Origin of the sequence: Paraburkholderia tagetis, assembly GCF_022213065.1 — a bacterium.
Lineage (GTDB): Bacteria > Pseudomonadota > Gammaproteobacteria > Burkholderiales > Burkholderiaceae > Paraburkholderia > Paraburkholderia tagetis.
On record NZ_JAKLJA010000022.1, the window covers coordinates 32,875 to 52,324 of the forward strand.

At 67.6% G+C, this 19,450-nt stretch carries 15 protein-coding genes and 1 pseudogene; 9 read left to right on the top strand and 7 right to left on the bottom strand.

Annotation, left to right across the window (positions count from 1 at the left end; all coding sequences use genetic code 11):
- Nucleotides 1–92 precede the first annotated feature (92 nt).
- Both L5014_RS22885 and L5014_RS22890 read right to left on the bottom strand, forming a co-directional pair.
- A complete protein-coding gene (locus L5014_RS22885) occupies nt 93–455 on the bottom strand; it encodes a hypothetical protein (protein ID WP_238466029.1) in 363 nt (120 codons plus the stop codon).
- Nucleotides 448–1,536 (bottom strand): M23 family metallopeptidase, encoded by a 1,089-nt coding sequence (locus tag L5014_RS22890; RefSeq protein ID WP_420800118.1) that lies wholly within the window; start codon nt 1,534–1,536, stop codon nt 448–450. Before L5014_RS22890 ends, L5014_RS22885 begins: the two co-directional genes overlap by 8 nt.
- Nucleotides 1,537–1,813: 277 nt before the next feature.
- Between L5014_RS22890 and L5014_RS22895 the strand changes: the two genes are divergently transcribed.
- From L5014_RS22895 to L5014_RS22925, 7 genes are all read left to right on the top strand, one after another.
- The gene (locus L5014_RS22895) at nt 1,814–3,106 is read left to right on the top strand and encodes an aspartate carbamoyltransferase (RefSeq protein WP_238466030.1); all 1,293 of its coding nucleotides are present in this window, start codon (nt 1,814–1,816) and stop codon (nt 3,104–3,106) included.
- A 533-nt stretch (nt 3,107–3,639) separates the two neighbouring features.
- Complete coding sequence (locus L5014_RS22900; RefSeq protein ID WP_238466031.1) at nt 3,640–4,362, top strand: (2Fe-2S)-binding protein; 723 nt, start codon at nt 3,640–3,642, stop codon at nt 4,360–4,362.
- Nucleotides 4,363–4,378: 16 nt separating this feature from the next.
- Entirely contained in the window at nt 4,379–5,392 is a 1,014-nt protein-coding gene (locus L5014_RS22905; protein ID WP_238466032.1) for an FAD binding domain-containing protein, read from the top strand.
- A complete protein-coding gene (locus tag L5014_RS22910; RefSeq protein ID WP_238466033.1) occupies nt 5,389–7,629 on the top strand; it encodes a xanthine dehydrogenase family protein molybdopterin-binding subunit in 2,241 nt (746 codons plus the stop codon). The genes L5014_RS22905 and L5014_RS22910 overlap by 4 nt, the downstream gene beginning before the upstream one ends.
- A gap of 98 nt (nt 7,630–7,727) precedes the next feature.
- Entirely contained in the window at nt 7,728–8,315 is a 588-nt protein-coding gene (locus L5014_RS22915; RefSeq protein WP_238466034.1) for a nucleotidyltransferase family protein, read from the top strand.
- 154 nt (nt 8,316–8,469) lie between these two features.
- Nucleotides 8,470–8,619 carry a hypothetical protein gene (locus L5014_RS22920; protein WP_238466035.1) on the top strand — a complete coding sequence of 50 codons (150 nt, stop codon included), beginning with the start codon at nt 8,470–8,472 and terminating at the stop codon, nt 8,617–8,619.
- A 244-nt stretch (nt 8,620–8,863) separates the two neighbouring features.
- Nucleotides 8,864–10,108: a PepSY-associated TM helix domain-containing protein gene (locus tag L5014_RS22925; RefSeq protein ID WP_238466036.1), complete on the top strand. Its 1,245-nt coding sequence runs from the start codon at nt 8,864–8,866 to the stop codon at nt 10,106–10,108.
- 77 nt (nt 10,109–10,185) lie between these two features.
- Here L5014_RS22925 and L5014_RS22930 read toward each other — a convergent pair whose 3' ends face one another.
- From L5014_RS22930 to aepX, 3 genes and pseudogenes are all read right to left on the bottom strand, one after another.
- Complete coding sequence (locus L5014_RS22930) at nt 10,186–11,253, bottom strand: 2-aminoethylphosphonate aminotransferase (protein WP_238466037.1); 1,068 nt, start codon at nt 11,251–11,253, stop codon at nt 10,186–10,188.
- Nucleotides 11,254–11,521: 268 nt separating this feature from the next.
- Nucleotides 11,522–12,556: pseudogene (gene aepY, locus L5014_RS22935) on the bottom strand (phosphonopyruvate decarboxylase); the annotation flags it as partial.
- Nucleotides 12,553–14,268: a phosphoenolpyruvate mutase gene (gene aepX, locus L5014_RS22940; protein WP_238466039.1), complete on the bottom strand. Its 1,716-nt coding sequence runs from the start codon at nt 14,266–14,268 to the stop codon at nt 12,553–12,555. The gene aepX and the pseudogene aepY, both read right to left, overlap by 4 nt.
- A gap of 372 nt (nt 14,269–14,640) precedes the next feature.
- Between aepX and L5014_RS22945 the strand changes: the two genes are divergently transcribed.
- The gene (locus tag L5014_RS22945; RefSeq protein WP_238466096.1) at nt 14,641–16,188 is read left to right on the top strand and encodes a methyl-accepting chemotaxis protein; all 1,548 of its coding nucleotides are present in this window, start codon (nt 14,641–14,643) and stop codon (nt 16,186–16,188) included.
- A gap of 158 nt (nt 16,189–16,346) precedes the next feature.
- Nucleotides 16,347–18,065, top strand: a complete 1,719-nt coding sequence (locus L5014_RS22950; RefSeq protein ID WP_238466040.1) for a peptidoglycan D,D-transpeptidase FtsI family protein — start codon at nt 16,347–16,349, stop codon at nt 18,063–18,065.
- 36 nt (nt 18,066–18,101) lie between these two features.
- On the opposite strand, the gene L5014_RS22955 is transcribed toward L5014_RS22950, so the two are convergent.
- Nucleotides 18,102–18,455: a DUF4148 domain-containing protein gene (locus tag L5014_RS22955; RefSeq protein ID WP_238466041.1), complete on the bottom strand. Its 354-nt coding sequence runs from the start codon at nt 18,453–18,455 to the stop codon at nt 18,102–18,104.
- A gap of 176 nt (nt 18,456–18,631) precedes the next feature.
- On the bottom strand, nt 18,632–19,381 hold the full coding sequence (locus tag L5014_RS22960; protein WP_420800119.1) for a Crp/Fnr family transcriptional regulator: 750 nt from the start codon (nt 19,379–19,381) through the stop codon (nt 18,632–18,634).
- Nucleotides 19,382–19,450: the final 69 nt, after the last annotated feature.

Sequence of the window (19,450 nt, forward strand, 5' to 3'; positions counted from 1 at the left end):
GTCTCGTCGATGTCGAATCGATGTCGAATCGATGTCGAGTTGAGGTCGGGTTGAAGCGCGTGCGGAGGCGGGAGCGGCGCAGCAGCGCGGGATCAACGCGCGTTCGTGCGCGCACCGTGGTTGCGCAGGAACACCAGTTCGGCTTGCAGCTTGGCGGCTTCGGCCTGCGCCGCGTCCGCCGCCTTCTGCAAGGCCGAGCGTGCCGCGCGCTCCTGCTCCAGCGCGAGTTCGGCATTGGAGAGCCGCGTTTGCAGCAAATCGGGCTCGACGACCGGGCAGCGCCCGGCGTCGCCGGCATGCAGCGCCCATGCGGCGAGCCCCGCGCCGGCCGCCGCAGCCGCGACGGTCCATGCGAGCGCCACGCCCCAGCGCCATGCGCGCGAGCGCACTGGCTGCAATTCGAAAGCGCGCTGCGCGTCGCTGCGCATGCGCGCGGAACGTCGTAGGTCAGCCATGGCTACGTCCGCCGCCGTTTCTCGTTCCGCTTCCTGCCGCGCTTCCTGCCGCGCTCCCTGCCGCCCTTCCTGCTACGTTTCCCGCTATGTTTCCCGCCGCGCCGTCAGCCGCACTCCCGGCCCGATATGCGCTGAAAAGCGCGAGATAGTCGTCGGGATCGACCTGGGTGCCTTTCACGATCACCTCGAAGTGCAGATGCGGGCCCGTCGAGCGCCCGGTCGAGCCGACCTCGGCGACAGGCTCGCGCGGCAGCACGATCTGCCCGACCCGCACGTCGATCTTCGACGCATGCCCGTAGCGCGTCACGAAGCCGTTGCCGTGATCGATCTCCACCGCGTTGCCGTAGCCCGCCTTCTGCCCCGCGAAGATGACGCGTCCGCCAGCAGCGGCGAGAATCGGCGTGCCCGTGGGCGCGACGATATCGAGCCCCGGATGAAAACTCAGGCGCTTCGTGAACGGATCGATGCGGTTGCCGAACGGCGAGCCGGGCCGGCCTGCTCCGGTGGGGCGGCGGCCGGGAAACCCGTCCCACGCGGCCTCGTGCTGCGCCACGGCCTGCTCGAGCGCGGTGAGCGTGGCGGCCATGCAGTCGACCTCGCTGTTGATGGCATGCGCGTTGGCGCGCGCGGCGGATGCTTCGACACAGCGGCGCGGCGCGAGCGCGGGGCCGCCCTCGCCGCCGTCGTCATCGTCGCCCGAACGGGCGGCAGGAGTTGCGGGCGCGGCGGGAGCCATGGCCGCCCCGCGCGGCGGTTGCGCGCGCAAGCGCTGATCGAACTGGCGCAGATCGGCAATCTGCGCGGCAAGACGTTCGATGCGCGGATCGAGCAGCGCAATCGAGGCGTTCACGCGGCCAATTTCGCCCACGACGTAATGGTGCGTGGCCGCGCCGGCCGGGCCGGGTCCCGAGGGCGCGGGCGCCATGCCGCTATAACGGCCGATGGCAACGCCGCCCGCGAGCGCGAGCGACGCCGCCGCGCACGCGGCGACGATCACCGTGCGGCGCGCGGCGCGGTGCGTGACGAAACGGGTCTCGCCGCTGGAAAGCTCGTCGACCGAACTGGACCACGGCATTTTCATGGCTGGCTCCGGCGCTGCCGCTTCGCGCGCACGAGCGCGGCGCACGACACCAGGGTACAGAACAATGCATACATCTCAGGCTGCCAGGCCGGCAAACGCCAGCCCGTCCAAAATCGAAACCGCGATTATCGTGGCGCCTCAAAAATGCTCATCCCGATAAAAGCAGGCTTTTCGAGGCAGCGTGGCGCCCCCACCCTCGTACAAAAGCCTTGACTTCTCGCACCGCCACACTAATATACGCACCGCGTACATCAACCAGCCATCACAGGTGCCCAGCATGAGCGTTCCGCAACAAGCCTTCCTCCGCGACGCCATGCGGCGTCTGAACATGACCCGCGACGCCTTCGCGAGCCGTATCGGCGTGTCGCGCCGGGCGCTCGATACCTGGCTGCTGCCGGAAGAGTCGCAGGAGTCGCGCGCCATGCCCGAGATCGTCGAGCGCTTCGTCTCGGAAATCGTGGGCGGCGGCGAGCCGCGCGAAACCTATACGCAAAGCGTAGATCCGCGCTCGCTGGCCAGCCAGATGCAATTCGAAGGCAAGCCGCAACTGCTGTCGGTCGAGCAGTTTTCGCGCGACTCCGTGGAAGCCCTGTTCCGCGTGGCCGACATCATGCAGCCCATCGCGCGCCGCCGGAAAATCTCGCGCGTGCTCGAAGGCGCGGTGCTCGGCAACCTGTTCTTCGAGGCCAGCACGCGTACGCGCGTGAGCTTCGGCGCCGCGTTCTGCCGGCTGGGCGGATCCGTGTGCGACACCACGGGCTTCACGTTCTCGTCGATGGCCAAGGGCGAATCGATCTACGACACGAGCCGCGTGATGGCCGGCTACGTGGATGCGATGGTGATTCGGCATCCTGAACAAGGCTCGGTGGCCGAATTCGCACGCGCCGTGAACATTCCCGTGATCAACGGCGGCGACGGCCCCGGCGAGCACCCGAGCCAGGCGCTGCTCGACCTCTACACGATCCAGCGCGAGTTCTCGCGCCTCGGCAAGATCGTCGACGGCGCCCACATCGCGCTCGTGGGCGACCTCAAGTATGGCCGCACGGTGCACTCGCTCGTGAAGCTGCTCGCGCTCTATCGCGGCATCAAGTTCACGCTGATTTCGCCGCCGCAGCTCGAAATGCCGGCGTATATCGTCGACAAGATCTCGACCAACGGCCACGTGGTCGAGCAGACGCACGACCTGCGCGAAGGCCTGCGCGGCGCGGACGTGGTGTACGCCACGCGCATCCAGAAGGAGCGCTTCAACGACGAGTCGTTCGAAGGCTACACGCCCGACTTCCAGATCAATCAGGCGCTGATGGACGAGTGCTGCAGCCCCGAGACGCTCGTGATGCACCCGCTGCCGCGCGACAGCCGCCCCGGTGCGAACGATCTCTCGACCGACCTGAACCACGACCCGCGCCTCGCGATCTTCCGCCAGACCGACAACGGCATTCCGGTGCGCATGGCGATCTTCGCGGTGCTGCTGGGTGTCGAGAACCTCGTGCAGCACTCGATGCGCGATGCCGTGTGGCGCCCGCCCGCGTACCTCGGCCCGGACGACGCCGTGTTTCACGGCATCGACTGAGGCAGGCGAGCGGCACGGCGCGTGAATGCGCTTGAATGCGCGCCCCGCTGTGTCCATCGACAATCGGCCCGCAAGCGCACATCGCGCTTGCGGGCCGAATCGTTTTTCAGCGGCTCGCGACGCTTCGTCGTCGCGGCGAGCGACCAGTGCGTGGCCGTGCTCGGCCTGCCGCTGATGATCGAGTGGGCCCGCCTCGCCGGGCCTGGCGTCCAGCCTTGGGTCAGCCCTAGGTCAGCCCTGTGTCAGCTCCAGGCCAGCCCGGCGCCAGTTCCATGACAGCGTTGCGCCAGCAAACAATTCGCGCCTCAAAACACGCGCGCCGGCGCTTTACTTTCGTCTTCCACAAGCGCAACGTGCTGTCCTGATTGAGGGCACAGGAGCGCCATGCGCAACTCAGCGCGGCACCGGATTTGCTGCATCCGGACAGCCGCGCCACGAAACCCCCACGCATCCCCCATTCGGCCACGCGCCTCGCGTTGCTGCTTCGTTCCGCGCCCTACGTTCCGTCTTCGTTTTGGAGTCTGTCGAACGCCATGTCCAACGAACGCCCCCTCGATGCGCCGCGCGAACGCGACGACGCCTCCCCCGCTCCCGCCGACGTCAAGCGCCGCCGCTTCCTGCAATCGGCCGCTGCTGCCGCCGCATTGGGCACCGTGCCTCATCTGCATGCGCAGAACGCGCCACCCGCCGCCGATACCGCCGATACCACCGATACCGCCGCATCACCCCCACCGGCAGCACCCACCCAGCCGGTCAAGCTCGACATCAACGGCCGCGAATACGTGCTCCATATCGAGCCGCGCGTGACGCTGCTCGACGCGCTGCGCGATTACGCCGGCCTCACCGGCACGAAGAAGGGCTGCGACCGCGGCCAGTGCGGCGCCTGCACGGTGCTCGTGGAAGGTCGCCGCATCAATAGCTGTCTCACGCTCGCGGTCATGCACGAGGGCCAGCGCATCACCACCGTCGAAGGCCTCGCGGGCACGGATGCGCCCAGCGCCGTGCAACACGCCTTCATCGAACGCGACGCGTTGCAGTGCGGGTACTGCACGCCGGGCCAGGTGTGCTCGGCCACCGCATGCCTCGCGGAGTTCGCGGCCGGTGCGGCCAGCGCCGTGACGGCGGACGTGCGCACGCCGCCCGCGCAACTGAGCGACGCCGAGATCCGCGAGCGCATGAGCGGCAATATCTGCCGCTGCGGCGCCTATGCCAACATCGTGGCCGCCGTGCGCGACGCGCACGCGGCCAGCGCCTGAGAGAAGGAGCACGGCCATGGATGCCCTCTCTTACCAGCGCGTCACCGATGTCGACGCCGCCATTGCCGCCGCCCAGCAGCCGGGCACGGACTTCATCGGCGGCGGCACCAATCTGCTCGACCTCATGAAAGGCGGCATCGCGCATCCGCTCAAGCTCATCGACATCACGCGCATTGCCGCGCTCGACCACATCGAGACGCTGCCCGACGGCGGCCTGCGCATCGGCGCGCTCGTGCGCAACAGCGACGCAGCGAATCACACGCTCGTGCGCACGCGCTATCCGCTGCTCACGCAGGCGCTGCTCGCGGGCGCGTCGCCGCAATTGCGCAACATGGCCACCGTGGGCGGCAATCTCATGCAGCGCACGCGTTGCGCCTACTTCTACGACACCGCGTTCGCGCAATGCAACAAGCGCGCGCCCGGCAGCGGCTGCGCCGCGCGCGAGGGCTTCAATCGCATGCACGCGATTCTCGGCGCGAGCGCGCAATGCGTGGCCGTGAATCCCTCCGATATGAGCGTGGCGCTCGCGGCACTCGACGCCACCGTGCAGGTGCAAGGTCCACGCGGCGCGCGCGCGATTCCGATTGCGCAGTTTCATCGGCTGCCCGGCGAGCGCCCCGATCTCGACACCACGCTCGCGCCCGGCGAGCTGATCACATCAGTGGATCTGCCGCCGCCCGCGTTCAGCGATCACACGCACTACCTCAAGCTGCGCGACCGCGCGAGCTACGCGTTCGCACTCGTCTCCGTGGCGGTGGCCTTGCAACTCGAGGACAAACGCGTACGCGCCGCGCGCATCGCGCTGGGCGGCGTCGCGCACAAGCCTTGGCGCGCGAGCCGCGCGGAGCAACATCTCACCGGGCGCACGCTCGATACGGCGACGCTGCGCGGCGCCGCTGCCGCTGAACTCGCCCAGGCGCACCCGCTCTCCGGCAATGCCTTCAAGGTCGAACTCGCGCAGCGTGCGATCGTGCGCACCGCAATGCTGGCCGCTGGCGGCCCCGCAACCGGCACGGGAGAATTCGCATGAACAAGCTGATCGGACAACCCGTCGATCGCATCGACGGCATGCTCAAAGTCACGGGCGGCGCGAACTATGCGGCGGATTTTCCCGAGGCGCGGCTCGCGCATGCCGTGCTGGTGACGAGCACCGTGGCAAGCGGCACGATTGCGTCGATCGATACAGGCCGCGCGCAGGCCATGCCGGGCGTGCTGCTCGTGATGACCTGGCAGAACGCGATGCGCCTGCCCAACGCGGGGCGCCCGCCAATCTCGCCGCCCGCCGTGCGGCGCCTCACGCTGTTGCAGGACAACGTCGTGCGCTATAGCAACGAGCCCGTCGCGGTCGTGGTGGCGGACACGCTCGAGCACGCCACCGACGCCGCGCAGCACGTGAGCGTGACCTACGCGGCCACGCCCGCGCCCCTCGCAATACTCGATTTCGCGCGCGCGAAAGCGCAAGCCCACACGCCGCCCGGCATGTCCGAACGCCCGATCGATTCGCAGCGCGGCAATGTGGAAGCGGGCATGCACGAAGGCGCGGTGCGCATCGCGGCGGTCTACACCACGCCCACGCAATTCCATAACCCGATGGAGCCGCACGCGACGATGGCGCGCTGGGACGGCCCCGCGCTCACGCTCTACGACGCCACCCAAGGCGTGACGAACGATCGTACCGCCGTGGCCGCCGTCTTCGGCATACCGGCGGACACCATCCGCGTGATCTCGCCGTTCATCGGCGGGGGCTTCGGTTGTAAGGGATCCTCATGGTCTCACGTGAGCCTGTGCGCGATGGCCGCGAAGCAAACGGGCCGCCCCGTGCGCCTCGCCCTCACGCGGCCGCAGATGTTCGGGCCGGTGGGCTCGCGTCCGCACACGGAGCAGCATCTCTCGATTGCCGCGCGCACGGACGGCACGCTCACCGGCGTGCGCCACGACACGCTCTCGCAGACCTCGACGTTCGAAGACTGGACCGAGATGTCGGGCCTCGTCACGCGCATGATGTATGCGAGCCCGAACCTGAGCACGAGCCATCGCGTCGTGCCGCTGAACGTCGGCACGCCCACCTTCATGCGCGCACCCGGCGAGACAACGGGCTCGTTCGCGCTCGAATCGGCGATGGACGAACTCGCGTGGCGCCTGAAGATGGACCCCGTCGCGCTGCGCCTGAAAAACTACGCCGAAGTGGAGCCGCAGGACGGCAAGCCATGGTCGTCGAAGGCGCTGCGCGAGTGCTATGCGGCGGGCGCGCAGCGCTTCGGCTGGTCGCGTCGCGTGAACGCGCCGCGCGCGATGCGCGAGGGCAACACGCTGATCGGCCTCGGCATGGCGGGCGCGACCTATCCGGCCAACCGCAGCGAGGCGGCAGCCATCGCGCGCATCCTCCCCGACGGCACCGCGATGGTCGCCTCGGGCACGCAGGACATCGGCACCGGCACCTATACCGTGATGACCCAGGTGGCCGCCGATGCACTCGGCTTTGCGCCCGACCATATCCGCTTCGCGCTCGGCGACTCGACGCTGCCGCGCGCGCCAGTCTCGGGCGGCTCGCAATCGGCGGCGAGCGTCTCGCCCGCCGTGCAGGCGGCGGCGCGCGCGGCGCGCGACAAGCTGATTGCGCTCGCCATTGCCGACCCCGCGTCGCCGGTCCACGGCGCGGCGCCCGGGGACGTCACAGTCACCGACGGCTGGGTCGTGTCGAACAGCGCCCCTTCGCGCCGCGACCCGGCCGCCGCCATCATCGCGCGCGCGGGCGGCAAGCCGATCGAAGCGCAGGCCTCGGAGAAACCCGGCGCAGAGCGACAGCAGTACGCGTTCCACTCGTTCGGCGCGGTGTTCGCCGAAGTCCATGTGGACGCGGAGCTGGGCACGCTGCGCGTGGCGCGTATCGTCGGCGCTTACGACGTGGGGCAGGTGCTCAACGAAAAGACGGCGCGCAGCCAGTTGATGGGCGGCATGGTCTGGGGCGTGGGCACCGCGCTGCACGAAGACGCTCTGCTCGACACGCGCATGGGCCGCTTCGTCAACGGCAATCTCGCCGAGTACCACGTGCCCGTGAACGCCGACATCGGCGATCTGGACGTGCTGTTCGTGGGCGAGCCGGACTTGCGCTTCAATCCGCTCGGCGTGCGCGGCATCGGCGAGATCGGCATCACCGGCGTGCCCGCGGCAATCGCCAACGCGGTCTATCACGCAACCGGCGTGCGCGTGCGCGATCTGCCGATCACACTCGACAAGGTGATGCTGCCGCGCCACACGCTTGCTTGATGCACGCGACGCGCGGTGCGCCGCGCGTCTTTCCGGGGTTGCCTCAGACGCGGTTGCACCGCACAATCAGCGCGTTCCCCTCTCGCGCGGTACCCCCAATGGCCTATGCATCGCTTGCCACCGGCGTACTGCTCGCCGCCGGCACCGGATCGCGCTTCGACCCCAACGGTTTGCGCAACAAGCTCCTCGCGCCGCTGCCGGATGGCGTGAGCGTTGCCCAGGAGGCCGCGCGCAGGCTCTTGATGGTCACACCGAAGGTGATTGCCGTCGTGCGCCCCGGCGCCGAAGCGCTCGCGCACCTATTGAACGACGCGGGCTGCGACGTGGTGTTCGCCGCCACCGCCGTAAGAGGCATGGGTGCGAGTCTCGCGGCGGCTGTCGAGGCGGATACCGAAGGAGAAAGCTGGATCGTGGCGCTCGCGGACATGCCGCGCATTGCGCCCGCGACCATCGAGGCCGTCGCACGCGAACTGGATGCGGGCAAGCCGCTCGTCGCACCGTTCTATCGGGAACAGCGCGGCCATCCGGTCGGATTCGGGCTCGCGCACCGCGCGGCGCTGCTTGCGCTCGATGGCGATACTGGCGCTCGCGCGCTACTGAAGTCACCTACGCTTACCCGGATCGATGTGGACGATCCCGGCATCCTGCGCGACGTCGATACCCCCGCCGACCTGAACGGCCTCTAGGTTGCTTCAGTACCGCTCACGCAACCTCGGGCACGCGCACCGCACGTTGCCGCGCGCGTGCGAAATTCCGCACGAGCAGCGCCAATCGCCTACGCTATAAAAACCATCCACACGTCGTGCCCGATTGGCCACGCCTGCGCACGAGGTACCCGCGATGATCTGCTCGCACACCAATCCGCTGCCCGATCCGCTCGCCGATCCGACGCGCGACCCAGAGCGCGATCCGCTCACGCCTCCGCCACCCGGACATCGCGGCGAGGAGCCGCAACGCCCGGACGGTCCGCCGAACAAGGACCCGGTGTAGCAAGGCACTGCCGGCCGCACCCGTCGCCCTTCCCCCACACCGCCGGCTTCCCCCTGCTTACGCGAAGCTTGCGTTCGCGCGCGCTCCTTCGTAGAATGCAAACGATTCGCATTTGCAATCAAGATTCCGCTCAACCCGAATTCCACCCGAATTCCACCCGATCCGCCCAAGCCACCGTGACCGCCTTCCAGACCGCGCCCGCCTGCGCGGACCACCGCACCCTTCTTGCCACCGTCGCTCCCGCATGAGGGCCCTGCTGGTTCGCCTGCACCGCTGGCTCGGCCTTGCGACGGCGGCTTTCCTGTTTCTCGCCGGTCTCACGGGCGCCGTGATCGCATGGGACCACGAGCTCGACGCGGCGCTCAATCCATCGTTCTACCGCACCGCCACGACGGGCGCGCCGCTGCCCGCGCTCACGCTCGCCCAACGCATCGAAGCCGCCGATCCGCGTGTGCTGGTCAGCTACATGCCGCTCTCGGTCGAGCCCGGCCACACGTTCGTCGTGCGCGTGGAACCGCGCCTCGACCCGAAGACCGGCGAGCCGTTCGCGCTCGATTACAACCAGCTCGCGATGGACCCGGTCACGGGCGCCGTGCAAGGCCGCCGCATGTGGGGCGCGCCCTCGCTCTCGCGCCTGAACCTGATCCCGTTCCTCTACCAGCTTCACTACACGCTATTCCTGCCGACGAAGATGGGCATCGACCTCGGCATCTGGACGATGGGCGTCGTGGGCATGGTCTGGCTGCTGGACGGCTTCATCGCCATCGTGCTCGCCTTTCCGAACCTCAAGAGCTGGCGCAAGTCGCTCGCCTTTCGCGTGAAGCGCGGCGGTTATGCGCTCACCTTCGACCTGCACCGCTCGGGCGGCGTCTGGCTCTGGGGCCTGCTGATGGTGGTCGCGCTCACGTCGATTTCGATGAATCTGGGCACGCAGATCGTGCGCCCCGTGGTGTCGCAGTTCTCGACGCTCGCGCCGGACCCGTTCCGCACCGCCGCGCCCGGCCCGGCTCTCACGTCCGCAGAAACCATCGCGGCGCGCGCGCGCATCGCGGCACAAGCGCCCGCGCTGGGTCGCCGCGAAGGCATTGCCGCGCCGCCGGGCGGCTTGTTCGCGATGCCCGCGCTCGGCGCCTACGGCGTGGGCTACTTTGCGGCGGGCAACGATCACGGCGACGCCGGCCTCGGCAACCCCTGGCTCGTCATGAATGCGCGCACCGGCGAGGTGATCGGCAAGCAGATACCCGGACGCGGCAGCGCGGGCGACATCTTCATCCAGGCGCAGTTTCCGCTGCACTCGGGGCGCATCGCCGGGTTGCCGGGGCGTATCGCAATGAGCTTCGCGGGCGTGGTTGTCGCGATGCTCAGCGTGACGGGCGTGCTGATCTGGATGAAGAAGGCGCGGGCGCGCCGCAAGAGCGCAAGCAAGCCCGCGAGAGCGACTGTGAAGGAAACTGCGGCGGTGCGCGCGGGAGAACGCGCGGCGGGGTAAGCGGGATGAGTGGTTAAGCGAGCTAAGTGGGCTAGGCAAGCGAAGCGGGCGCCCGCACGACGCCCTGGCATGACACCTTACTTCGCCACCTCGTCGAACACCGCGAGCAAACGCTCGATATCGGCCGCGTGAATGTCGCCCATCGTCGAGATGCGGAACAGTTCCTTCGACAAACCGCCCTGGCCCGCGTAGATCACGAAGCCGCGCGCCTTGAGCGCGTCGTGCAGCGTCGGATAATCAACGCCGGCCGACAGGCGGAACGCGCGCAGCACCACCGAGGATGCATCCTTCGGCAACACGCTTTCCATCCCGCGCGCGGCAAGCCCCGCGCGCACCTGCTCCGAAAGCGCCGCATAGCGCGCATGACGCGCCTGCCAGCCGCCTTCGTCGGCGAGTTCGCGCAGCGCTTCGACCAGCGCGTAGTACGCATGCACCGAAGGCGTGAACGGCGTATTGCGCTGATCCTGGAGCGTGGCGAGACGCTTGAGATCGAGATAGTAGGTGCGGCTCGACGCATTCGCGAGCGCCGCGCGGCGCACCACGACGAAGGCCGCGCCCGGCACGCCGTGCAGGCACTTGTTCGCGGTCGCGGCCACGGCGGCAATGCTCGTGTCGGCGAAATCGATGGCCTCGGAGCCGAAGCTGCTCACGCCGTCCACGAGCATCTGCACGCCGCGCGCGCGGCACGCTTCGCCCAGCGCGCGCAGATCGTTGAGCCGGCCCGTAGTGGTTTCGTGATGGATGATGGCGACGTGCGTGATCGCACGGTCGGCGTCGAGCGCGGCGCAGATGCGCGCGAGATCGGGCGCCTGCATCCACTCGTGCTTCACCACTTCGTGCGCGATGCGGTACTGCGCGGCCATCTGCGAAATACGCTCGCCGTATACGCCGTTCTCGACGATCAGCAATTTGCCGTCGGCGGGCACGAGCGAGGCAATCATGCTCTCGACCGCCGCCGTGCCGGAGCCGGTCATGAGCACCGCCTGCCACTGCGCGGGATCGAGATCGTAGACGCCCACGAGGCGCGTGCGCGCCTCTTCCTGCACATCGAAAAACTCGCTTTCGCGGTGGCACAGGTCCTCTTGCAACAGGCTGCGGCGCACGCGCTCGGTGAGCGTCACAGGGCCGGGATTGAGCAACAGCATCGGCATTTCCTTATCGTTCAACAGCAGGTTTAACCGCAGGTTCGAGCGCGGGTTCGAGCGCCGGTTCGACCGCATGATCGGGCGCGCCGATGTGGCGCATGAGGCGCGCCCTCACCTCGGGCGGCGTGATGGTCGGGCGCGGCAGTCCATCGGGCGTGCCACGGCGGATTGTCAGGCATACGAAGCGCGCGCCGTTAATGTTCGAAGCGCCCGAGGCGCCTGTCGTGCCGCTTGCGCTGCTTGCGCCCCTTGCACCTCGCGCGCCTTCCCGCACGGCCGCAAGCACGGCGTCGAGCGCCGCGAGGTCGTCGCTTTCCACCGCATCCGCGTAACCGCAGGCAGCGGCCACGCTCGCGAACGACACCTGCGCCGAAACGGTCGCCTGGCCGCCCGTCGAGTCGTGCGCGCCATTGTCGAGCAGCACGTGCGTGAGGTTCGACGGACCATAAGCGCCAAGCGTCGCAAAAGCGCCCATGCGCATGAGCGCCGCGCCGTCACCATCGAGCGCCACCACGTTCAGGTCCGGGCGCGCGAGAGCCAGGCCGAGCGCGAACGGCGTGACGCAGCCCATCGAGCCCACCATGTAGAGCTGGTTGGCGCGGTCGTCGAGCGCGTAGAGCTCGCGGCCGCAAAATCCCGTGGAGGCCACCACGACCGTCGATTGCTCGGGCGTGGCCGCGATCACGCGTTCCAGCGCCTGCTGGCGCGTCGGCAATTGATCAGGAGTCCGTCCCGCCCACTGCGCCTGGGCAATGGGCAGCGCGTGCTTCTCGGGCATCGCGCCGCTGCCCTTCAGCTCGAACGGCGCCACGCTGCCCTTCTGCATCACGAGCGCGTAGGGGCGGCCCGTGTCGTCCATATGCTTGAGCGCGCGATCGAGCGCCGGGCCGATGGCCTCGGCTTCGGTGGGAAACAGCTCCCACGGAATCTCCATCGTCTCGAGCATCTGCGGCGTGACGGGGCCCATCAGCGCGTGCTGCGGCTCATCGGAGACACCCGGCTGGCCGCGCCACGTCACGATCAGCAGCTGCGGCAGGCGGAAGGTCCACGTGAGCGAAGTCAGCGGGCTCACGGCATTGCCGAGCCCGGAGTTCTGCATCATCGAAATGCCGCGCTTGCCCGCGAGCGCTACGCCCGCGATGAGCGCGACGGCGTCGCCTTCGTTCGCCGCCGATACGTAATGCAGCGACTCGTCCTGCAACACATAGTTGATGAACGGCGTGAGGAACGAGCACGGCACGCCCGCATACCATTCGAAGCCGCGCGAACGCGCCGCCTCGACGAACTGTGCGGCGTCGATCATGCCTTGCCCTCCGCGGCCTTGGCCTGGGTTTGCGCGGCGACGCCAGACGTAAAGACCCCCTGCGCGAAATCACCCGCGCGGCGGAAGTCTTCGAGATCATTCACGCCGCGCCAGTGGCCATGCACGTATTGCACCTCGACCTTCTCGCCGTCCGCGATCAGCGCATTGAGAAGCGCGGGCATATCGAGCGTGTCGAAGTCCGCGCGCGTCTGCAGTTGCGCGAGCGTGTTCGCGAGCTTTTCGCGGCCCGCGCCACGCACGTTCATGAGGCCGATCCAGCGGCCGTGCGGCGCCTCGCCGTTCGCTGCCGGCTCGCTCGCGATGCGCGTGAGCAGCACCTTGTTGCCGAACAGGCCACGGTCGTCGCCCGACGAGCACCACGCAAAATCGCGCGTGCTGCTGCTTTCCGACTCCGGTGAAGAATCAATCACCACGCTAAACGCCGCTTCGCTCTCCACCAGATCGCGCAGGATGTAGCTGCGAAACAGCAGGTCGCCATAAGAAATCACGGTGTCGTTCTTGAGCGTGTCGATGGCGCAGGCGAGCGAGGCCAGTTCGTTGGTTTCGCCGTAGCGCTCGTTGCGCACGAGCTTGATGCCCGCGGTGTCGATGGCGTCGGCGCGATAGCCGCCCACCACCGTGATGTCGTTGACCGACTGCTTCTTGAACGCGTCGACGAGCCAACGCAAGAGCGGCTTGCCCGCCACGGGCAGCATGACCTTGGGCTTGTCTTCGGTGAACGCATCGAGGCCCGAGCCGCGGCTCGCCGCCAGCACGATCGCCGAGCCCGCCGTGCGCGAAGTCGACAGGTAGCGGTTTTCCGCCTCCGAATATTCATCGGCGTCCTGAAGACGGAAAATCTCGTTGACGGGCGCGATGCGGTCTTCCACATCCACGAGCGTCTGCGTGTCGTGAATCGTCTTCGCGACAGCCTGCATGGCCGAAGCCGAAGCGCGCACGAGATGGTTCGCCCAGATCACCACGCTGATGCCGGCCTTGCGAAACACGTCGGTGGGCGTGCTGTAGTACTTGGTGGGCACGATCACGAGCGGACCCCGGCCCGCCCATTCGCGCGCGAACGTGAGAATCTCGTCGGGTTTCGAGAGCTTGCTGTGGATGAGGATGGCGTCCGCGCCCGCAAGACGGTAGGCCTCGGCGCGCTTGAGCGCCTCGTCCATGCCCCAGCCCGCGATCAGCGCCTCCACGCGCGCGACGATCGAAAAATTCTCGTCGTCCTGCGAGTCCTTGCCGGCCTTGATCTTGCCGCAGAATTCGTCGATGTCGGCTAGCGGCTGCGCTTCGCCCTTGATGAAGCTATTGGTCTTCGGGAACTGCTTGTCCTCGATGCACACGCCCGCGATGCCGCGCTGCTCGAGCTTGCGCACGAGACGGCGCACGTTGTTGAAGTTGCCGTAGCCGGTGTCGCCGTCGAGCAGGATGGGCAGATCGCTCGCGTCGGCCATGAATTCGAGGTTGTCGACCACCTGGGTCCAGCTTGCCTCGTTGTTGTCGCGCACGCCGAACTGCGCGGAGATCGACAGACCCGAGCCCCAGATCGCCTTGAAACCTGCCTCGCGGGCAATACGCGCAGATAAACCATTGTGCGCTTCCATCAGGAATTCGAGTTCGTTGCTCACCAGCATCTGACGCAGCCGTGCGCTGCGGGACGTGGGAGCCGCAGCGGAAAACATGGCGGGTTCGCGTGCGTTCATTGTGTCGCTCCATTGGACGTCGTCACGTCTGCAGCCGTGGCTGCGCCGCGCGCGTCGCTTCGTTGGGAAACCGGGTTCTGGGCCGCGGAAGGTGCTGCGTCGCCGATGGTCTACGGCGGCGGCAGGGGTCGAAGTCGCGACTATAACCGAAATGATTCGTATCCGCCTTCAATCACAGAAGGAAGTGGCAAATCATGGAATTACAGTGAAATTTGTGGCTTTAAACGGCCTTTTTCGGCGCATTTTTGCGCGGACGCCTGGCTCACAGGGTTCGTCCTGGCTCGCGCGCATGCTTGAGCGCGCCGTAATCACAAGCTGGCGAAGTTTCCGTTCGCCGCCCCAAGGAAAAGCCCTCGACCGACCATGCAGAAGATGACCCTCAACCAGAAACTCCGCTCAATGATCGCGATCCTCTGGATCGGCCTGCTTCTGATCGTAGCCTTCGGCGCGTGGCAAAGCCGCGACGACATGATCCGCGAACGGCGCGCGCAGCTCATCACGCTCGTGCAGGAAGCCACCAGTATCGCGAAGCACTACTACGCGCTTTCGCAACAGAACGTCCTCACCGAGGCCGACGCGCAAAAGCAGGCGCTCGCCGCGCTCGCCGCCGTCCGCTACGGAACGGACGGCTACCTGAGCATCAACAACTCGCAGTCGGTGATGCTGATGCACCCCATCAAACCCGAGATGAACGGCAAGGCGTTCGCCGACTTCACCGACCCGTCGGGCAAGCACCTCTTCATCGAGCTTTCGCAGACGGCGAGCCAGCCAGGCGGCGGCTTCGTCGACTATCTGTGGTCCAAGCCCGGCCAGACCGAGCCCGTGCCGAAACTGAGCTACGCCTACCGCTTCGCGCCGTGGGACTGGGTGATCGTGACGGGCATGTATATGGACGACGTGCGCACGGCGTTCTATGCGAACCTCATGCGCTGGCTCCTCGTGACCTTCGTGCTCGGCGGCACCGCCACGGTCGTGATGGTGCTCGTGGTGCGCAGCGTGCGCAGCAGCATCGGCGGCGAACTCGAAGTCGCGGTGGAGACGGCCAACCGCATTGCCCACGGCGACCTCACCTCGCACGTGGAGGCGCAAGGCGCCAACGCGAAAAGCCTGATGCGTGCGCTCGCAACCATGCAGGGCGCGCTCGTGAAAACGGTCTCGCGGGTACGCAGCGGCGCGGAGAACATCAACGTGGGCGCCAACGAAATTGCCGCGGGCAACACCGATCTTTCGCAGCGCACCGAGGAGCAGGCGGCCGCGCTCGTGCAAACCGCTTCGAGCATGGACCAGATGACCGCCAACGTGCGCCAGAACGCGGATAGCGCGCAGCACGCGGCCACGCTCGCGAGCCAGGCCGCCGAAGTCGCCACGCGCGGCAACGCGGTGGTGGGCGACGTGGTGCGCACGATGGGCGACATCACGACGAGTTCGCAGCAAATCGGCGACATCATCGGCGTGATCGACGGCATCGCGTTCCAGACGAACATCCTCGCGCTCAACGCGGCGGTGGAAGCCGCGCGCGCGGGCGAGCAGGGGCGCGGTTTCGCGGTGGTCGCGGCGGAAGTGCGCAGCCTCGCGCAACGCTCGGCGGCGGCGGCCAAGGAGATCAAGGCGCTGATCGAAAAATCGACGGGCACGGTGACCGAAGGGCAGCATCTCGTGACCAGCGCGGGCTCGACGATGAACGAGATCGTGCAGTCGGTGCGGCGCGTGCACGAGATTCTCGAAGAGATCAGCCATGCTTCGCGCGAGCAGAGCGCGGGCATCGAGCAGGTGAACCGAGCAGTGGGCGAAATGGATCAGGTGACCCAGCAGAACGCGGCGCTCGTCGAGCAAGCCGCGGCGGCAGCGCATTCGCTCAAGGACCAGGTGACGGGACTGCGCGAGTCGATCGCGAGCTTCAGGCTGCCAGCGGAGGTTTGAGGAAGAGGGGTTTTGGTGTGCCGTGAGCCGCGCGTGGGCGGTGGTTCACGGCTAATGCATCATTTGATGACCCGCATGCCCGCCCACGCCTTCAAAAATTTCAATTCACTTACTCTATGTTTACAATATTGCATCGCTAAATCCCCCGCCCCGCCCCGATGATCCGCTCCAGGAAAACGCCGCGCGACCCGCACGCCACCGCGACCCGCCATCCGATGCTGTCGCCGAAGCTGCCCGCGTGGCGCTCGAAGTTCATCGTGTTCGTCATGTTCGCGGCCTTCGCCGCGCTCGCGGGCCGCGCGCTCTGGGTCCAGGTCGTCAACCACGGCTTCTACGTCAAGCAAGGGCAAAAGCGCTATCAGCGCACGCTCCAGCTCGACGCCATGCGCGGGCGCATCGTCGACCGCAACGGCGCGCTGCTCGCCGTGAGCCTCGAAACCTTCGAGATCTGGGCCAATCCCAAGGTGCTCGACGAAGCCGCGTACGCGCCGCTCGCCAAGCAGCTCGACATGCCGCTCGCGGAGCTGCGCCGGCGCCTGCCGCCCGAACGCTCGTTCGTGCTGCTCAAGCGCCAGGTCGACGCCGAAACGGCCTCTCATATCGACGAAATGGCCACCGGCGGCATCACGCTGATCGCCGACTCCAAGCGCTTCTACCCCGAAGGCGAATCGGCGGCGCACGTGGTGGGTTTCACCGACGTCGAGGACAAAGGCCAGGAAGGCGTCGAGCTCGCGGCCAACACGCGCCTGCACGGCACGCCCGGCCAGCGCGAGGTGATCCGCGACCGGCTCGGCCGCGTGGTTTTGGAGCCGAGCGAGCGCGTGCTGCCGAAAAACGGCGACACGGTGCAGCTCACCGTCGACCGCCGCGTCCAGCAGCTCGCCTATACGCAGCTAAAGGCGGCCGTCGCCAAACACCATGCGGAAGCCGGCAGCGTCGTGGTGCTCGACGCACAGAACGGCGAGATTCTCGCGCTCGCCAACTGGCCGTCGTTCGACCCCAACAACCGCGCGCGCCTCACGGGGCGCCAGTTGCGCAACCGCGCCGTGATCGACACTTTCGAGCCGGGCTCGACCATCAAGCCGCTCGTCGCGGCGCTCTCGATGGACTTGCGCAAGGTCAGCGCCAACACGATCATCGACACCTCGCCGGGCACCTATCGCATCGGCCCGGCCGTGATCCACGACACCTCGAACCACGGCCGTATCACCGTGGCGCAAGCTATCCAGATGTCGAGCAACATCGCGCTCGCCAAGATGGCGCTGAACCTGCCCGCACAAACGATCTGGAGCAAGTATCAGGACTATGGTCTCGGCATGCGGCCCGAAGTGACCTTCCCCGGCGCCGCTGCGGGCCGCGTGCGGCCCTGGGCGCGCTGGCGTCCGATCGAGCAGGCCACCATGGCTTACGGCTATGGCCTCTCGGCCTCGCTCCTGCAGATCGCGCAGGTCTACACCGCCTTTGCCGGCGACGGCACGATGTACCCCGCGAAGCTGCTGAGCGGCACGCCGGGCTCCGCTACCGCGGGGACCGCGCCGCGCGCCGTAACGACGCCCGCCACGGCGGCGTCCATGCGCAAGATGCTGGAAATGGCGACGAGCGAAGGCGGCACCGGCCGCGCGGCCAACGTCGAGGGCTACCGGATCGGCGGCAAGACCGGCACCGCGCGCAAGCAGATCGGTTCGGGCTACGCGAAGAATCGCTACCGCGCGCTGTTCGTCGGCATGGCGCCGATGAGCGCGCCGCGCGTGGTCGTCGCGGTGATGATCGACGATCCCGCAGGCGGCTCGTTTTATGGCGGCACGGTTGCGGGTCCCGTTTTCTCAGGCGTCATGCAAGGCACGCTGCAACTGCTCGGCGTTCCGCCGGACGCCTGAGCACAGGTCGCGAACCGCTGCGAAACCACAGGATTCTTAATGATGCAAATAAGCCGCCGGTTCGCCGCTGCCCACCGGCGCAGGGCCGCCGGCCTCGCCCGTCTGCGCGGGCTGTGCACCATAGCCCGATTGCGCGAGATCCTGCTGCTGCGCCATCCGGGCCTCGTTGGCGCGCTTGGCCTCGAGGCGGCGCATCGCGGCCTGCACGTTCTCGGGATAGTTCACTTCGTCGGCCATCGCGGGGTGATAGCCCACCGATTCCAGATCGATCAATTCTTGCAGCACTTGCGCGCGCGTCACCGGGCCATCGTGGCTGGACTGCGCGAACGAGATCGCCGGCGCGATCGCGATCATCGAAACAAGTGCCGTGCGTAATATTGCGTTCTTCACCGTATTCTCCGAGGGTCTGAGCAGACTCGCTGCATGGCCGTCTTTCAGGAGCGGCCCGCGAGTCGATACGGCAAAGTCTACGCAGCGCGCCCGCGCGTAAAAATGGGCCCCGGAGGGAAAGATATTTGCTGAGCGCGGAAGATTGGTGAGGACTTCTGCGCGAGACGCGCAGCCGCTCAAATCTGATCGCGCCCGAAGGCGCGCAACGCGCCGAGATCCACCACATCCACGCGGTTATACGAGAGCGTGACGAGCCCTTCGCGCTCGAGCATCTGCAACGCCTGATTCACGCGCTGCCGCGACGCGCCCGCAAGCATGCCGATCTCCTCCTGCGAGATCTCCAGCGCGTTGCCCGTCTCCGGATACAGATCGGGATTGAACATCTGCGCGAGCGCCTGGGCCACGCGTGCATCGACGTCGAGCAGCCGGCTGTTCTGGATCAGCGCGATGAACTCGCCCATGCGGTTGTTCAACTGATGAATCACGAAGCGGTTGAACGGCAGGCTGCTGTCCATGAGCCGATGAAATGTATCGGCCGGCACAGCCATCACAAGCGAAGGCTGCAACGCGATCACGTCGTACTTGCGCGGCTCGCGCTTGATCACGCTGCCCTCGCCGAACCAGCCGCCGTGCGGCACGCCCGAGAAGGTGCAGCCGCGCCCCGACGCGTTGAAGATCGCCAGCTTCACGAGCCCGCTGCTCACGCCCAGCCAATGTGCGGACGGCGCCTCGCGCGCGGCCACGGTCGCGCCCGCCTGCCAGGACTGCGCATGAGCGGTTTCGAGCACCCATGCGCGGTGCTCGGGCGCGAGCGCGCGAAACCAGACGCAGCGCTCGAAGAGCGCCGCGAGCCGTGCCGCGTCGCGCGCGTCGATCCGGCCCGGGCAGGGGCGGCTTTCATCGGGGGGCATAATGGGCTGCGTCATCGCGCTTACCTTGAAGTGGGCGTCGCAGAGAGCGGACGCTCTGTCGCGCCGGCGACAGACTCCCGCGCA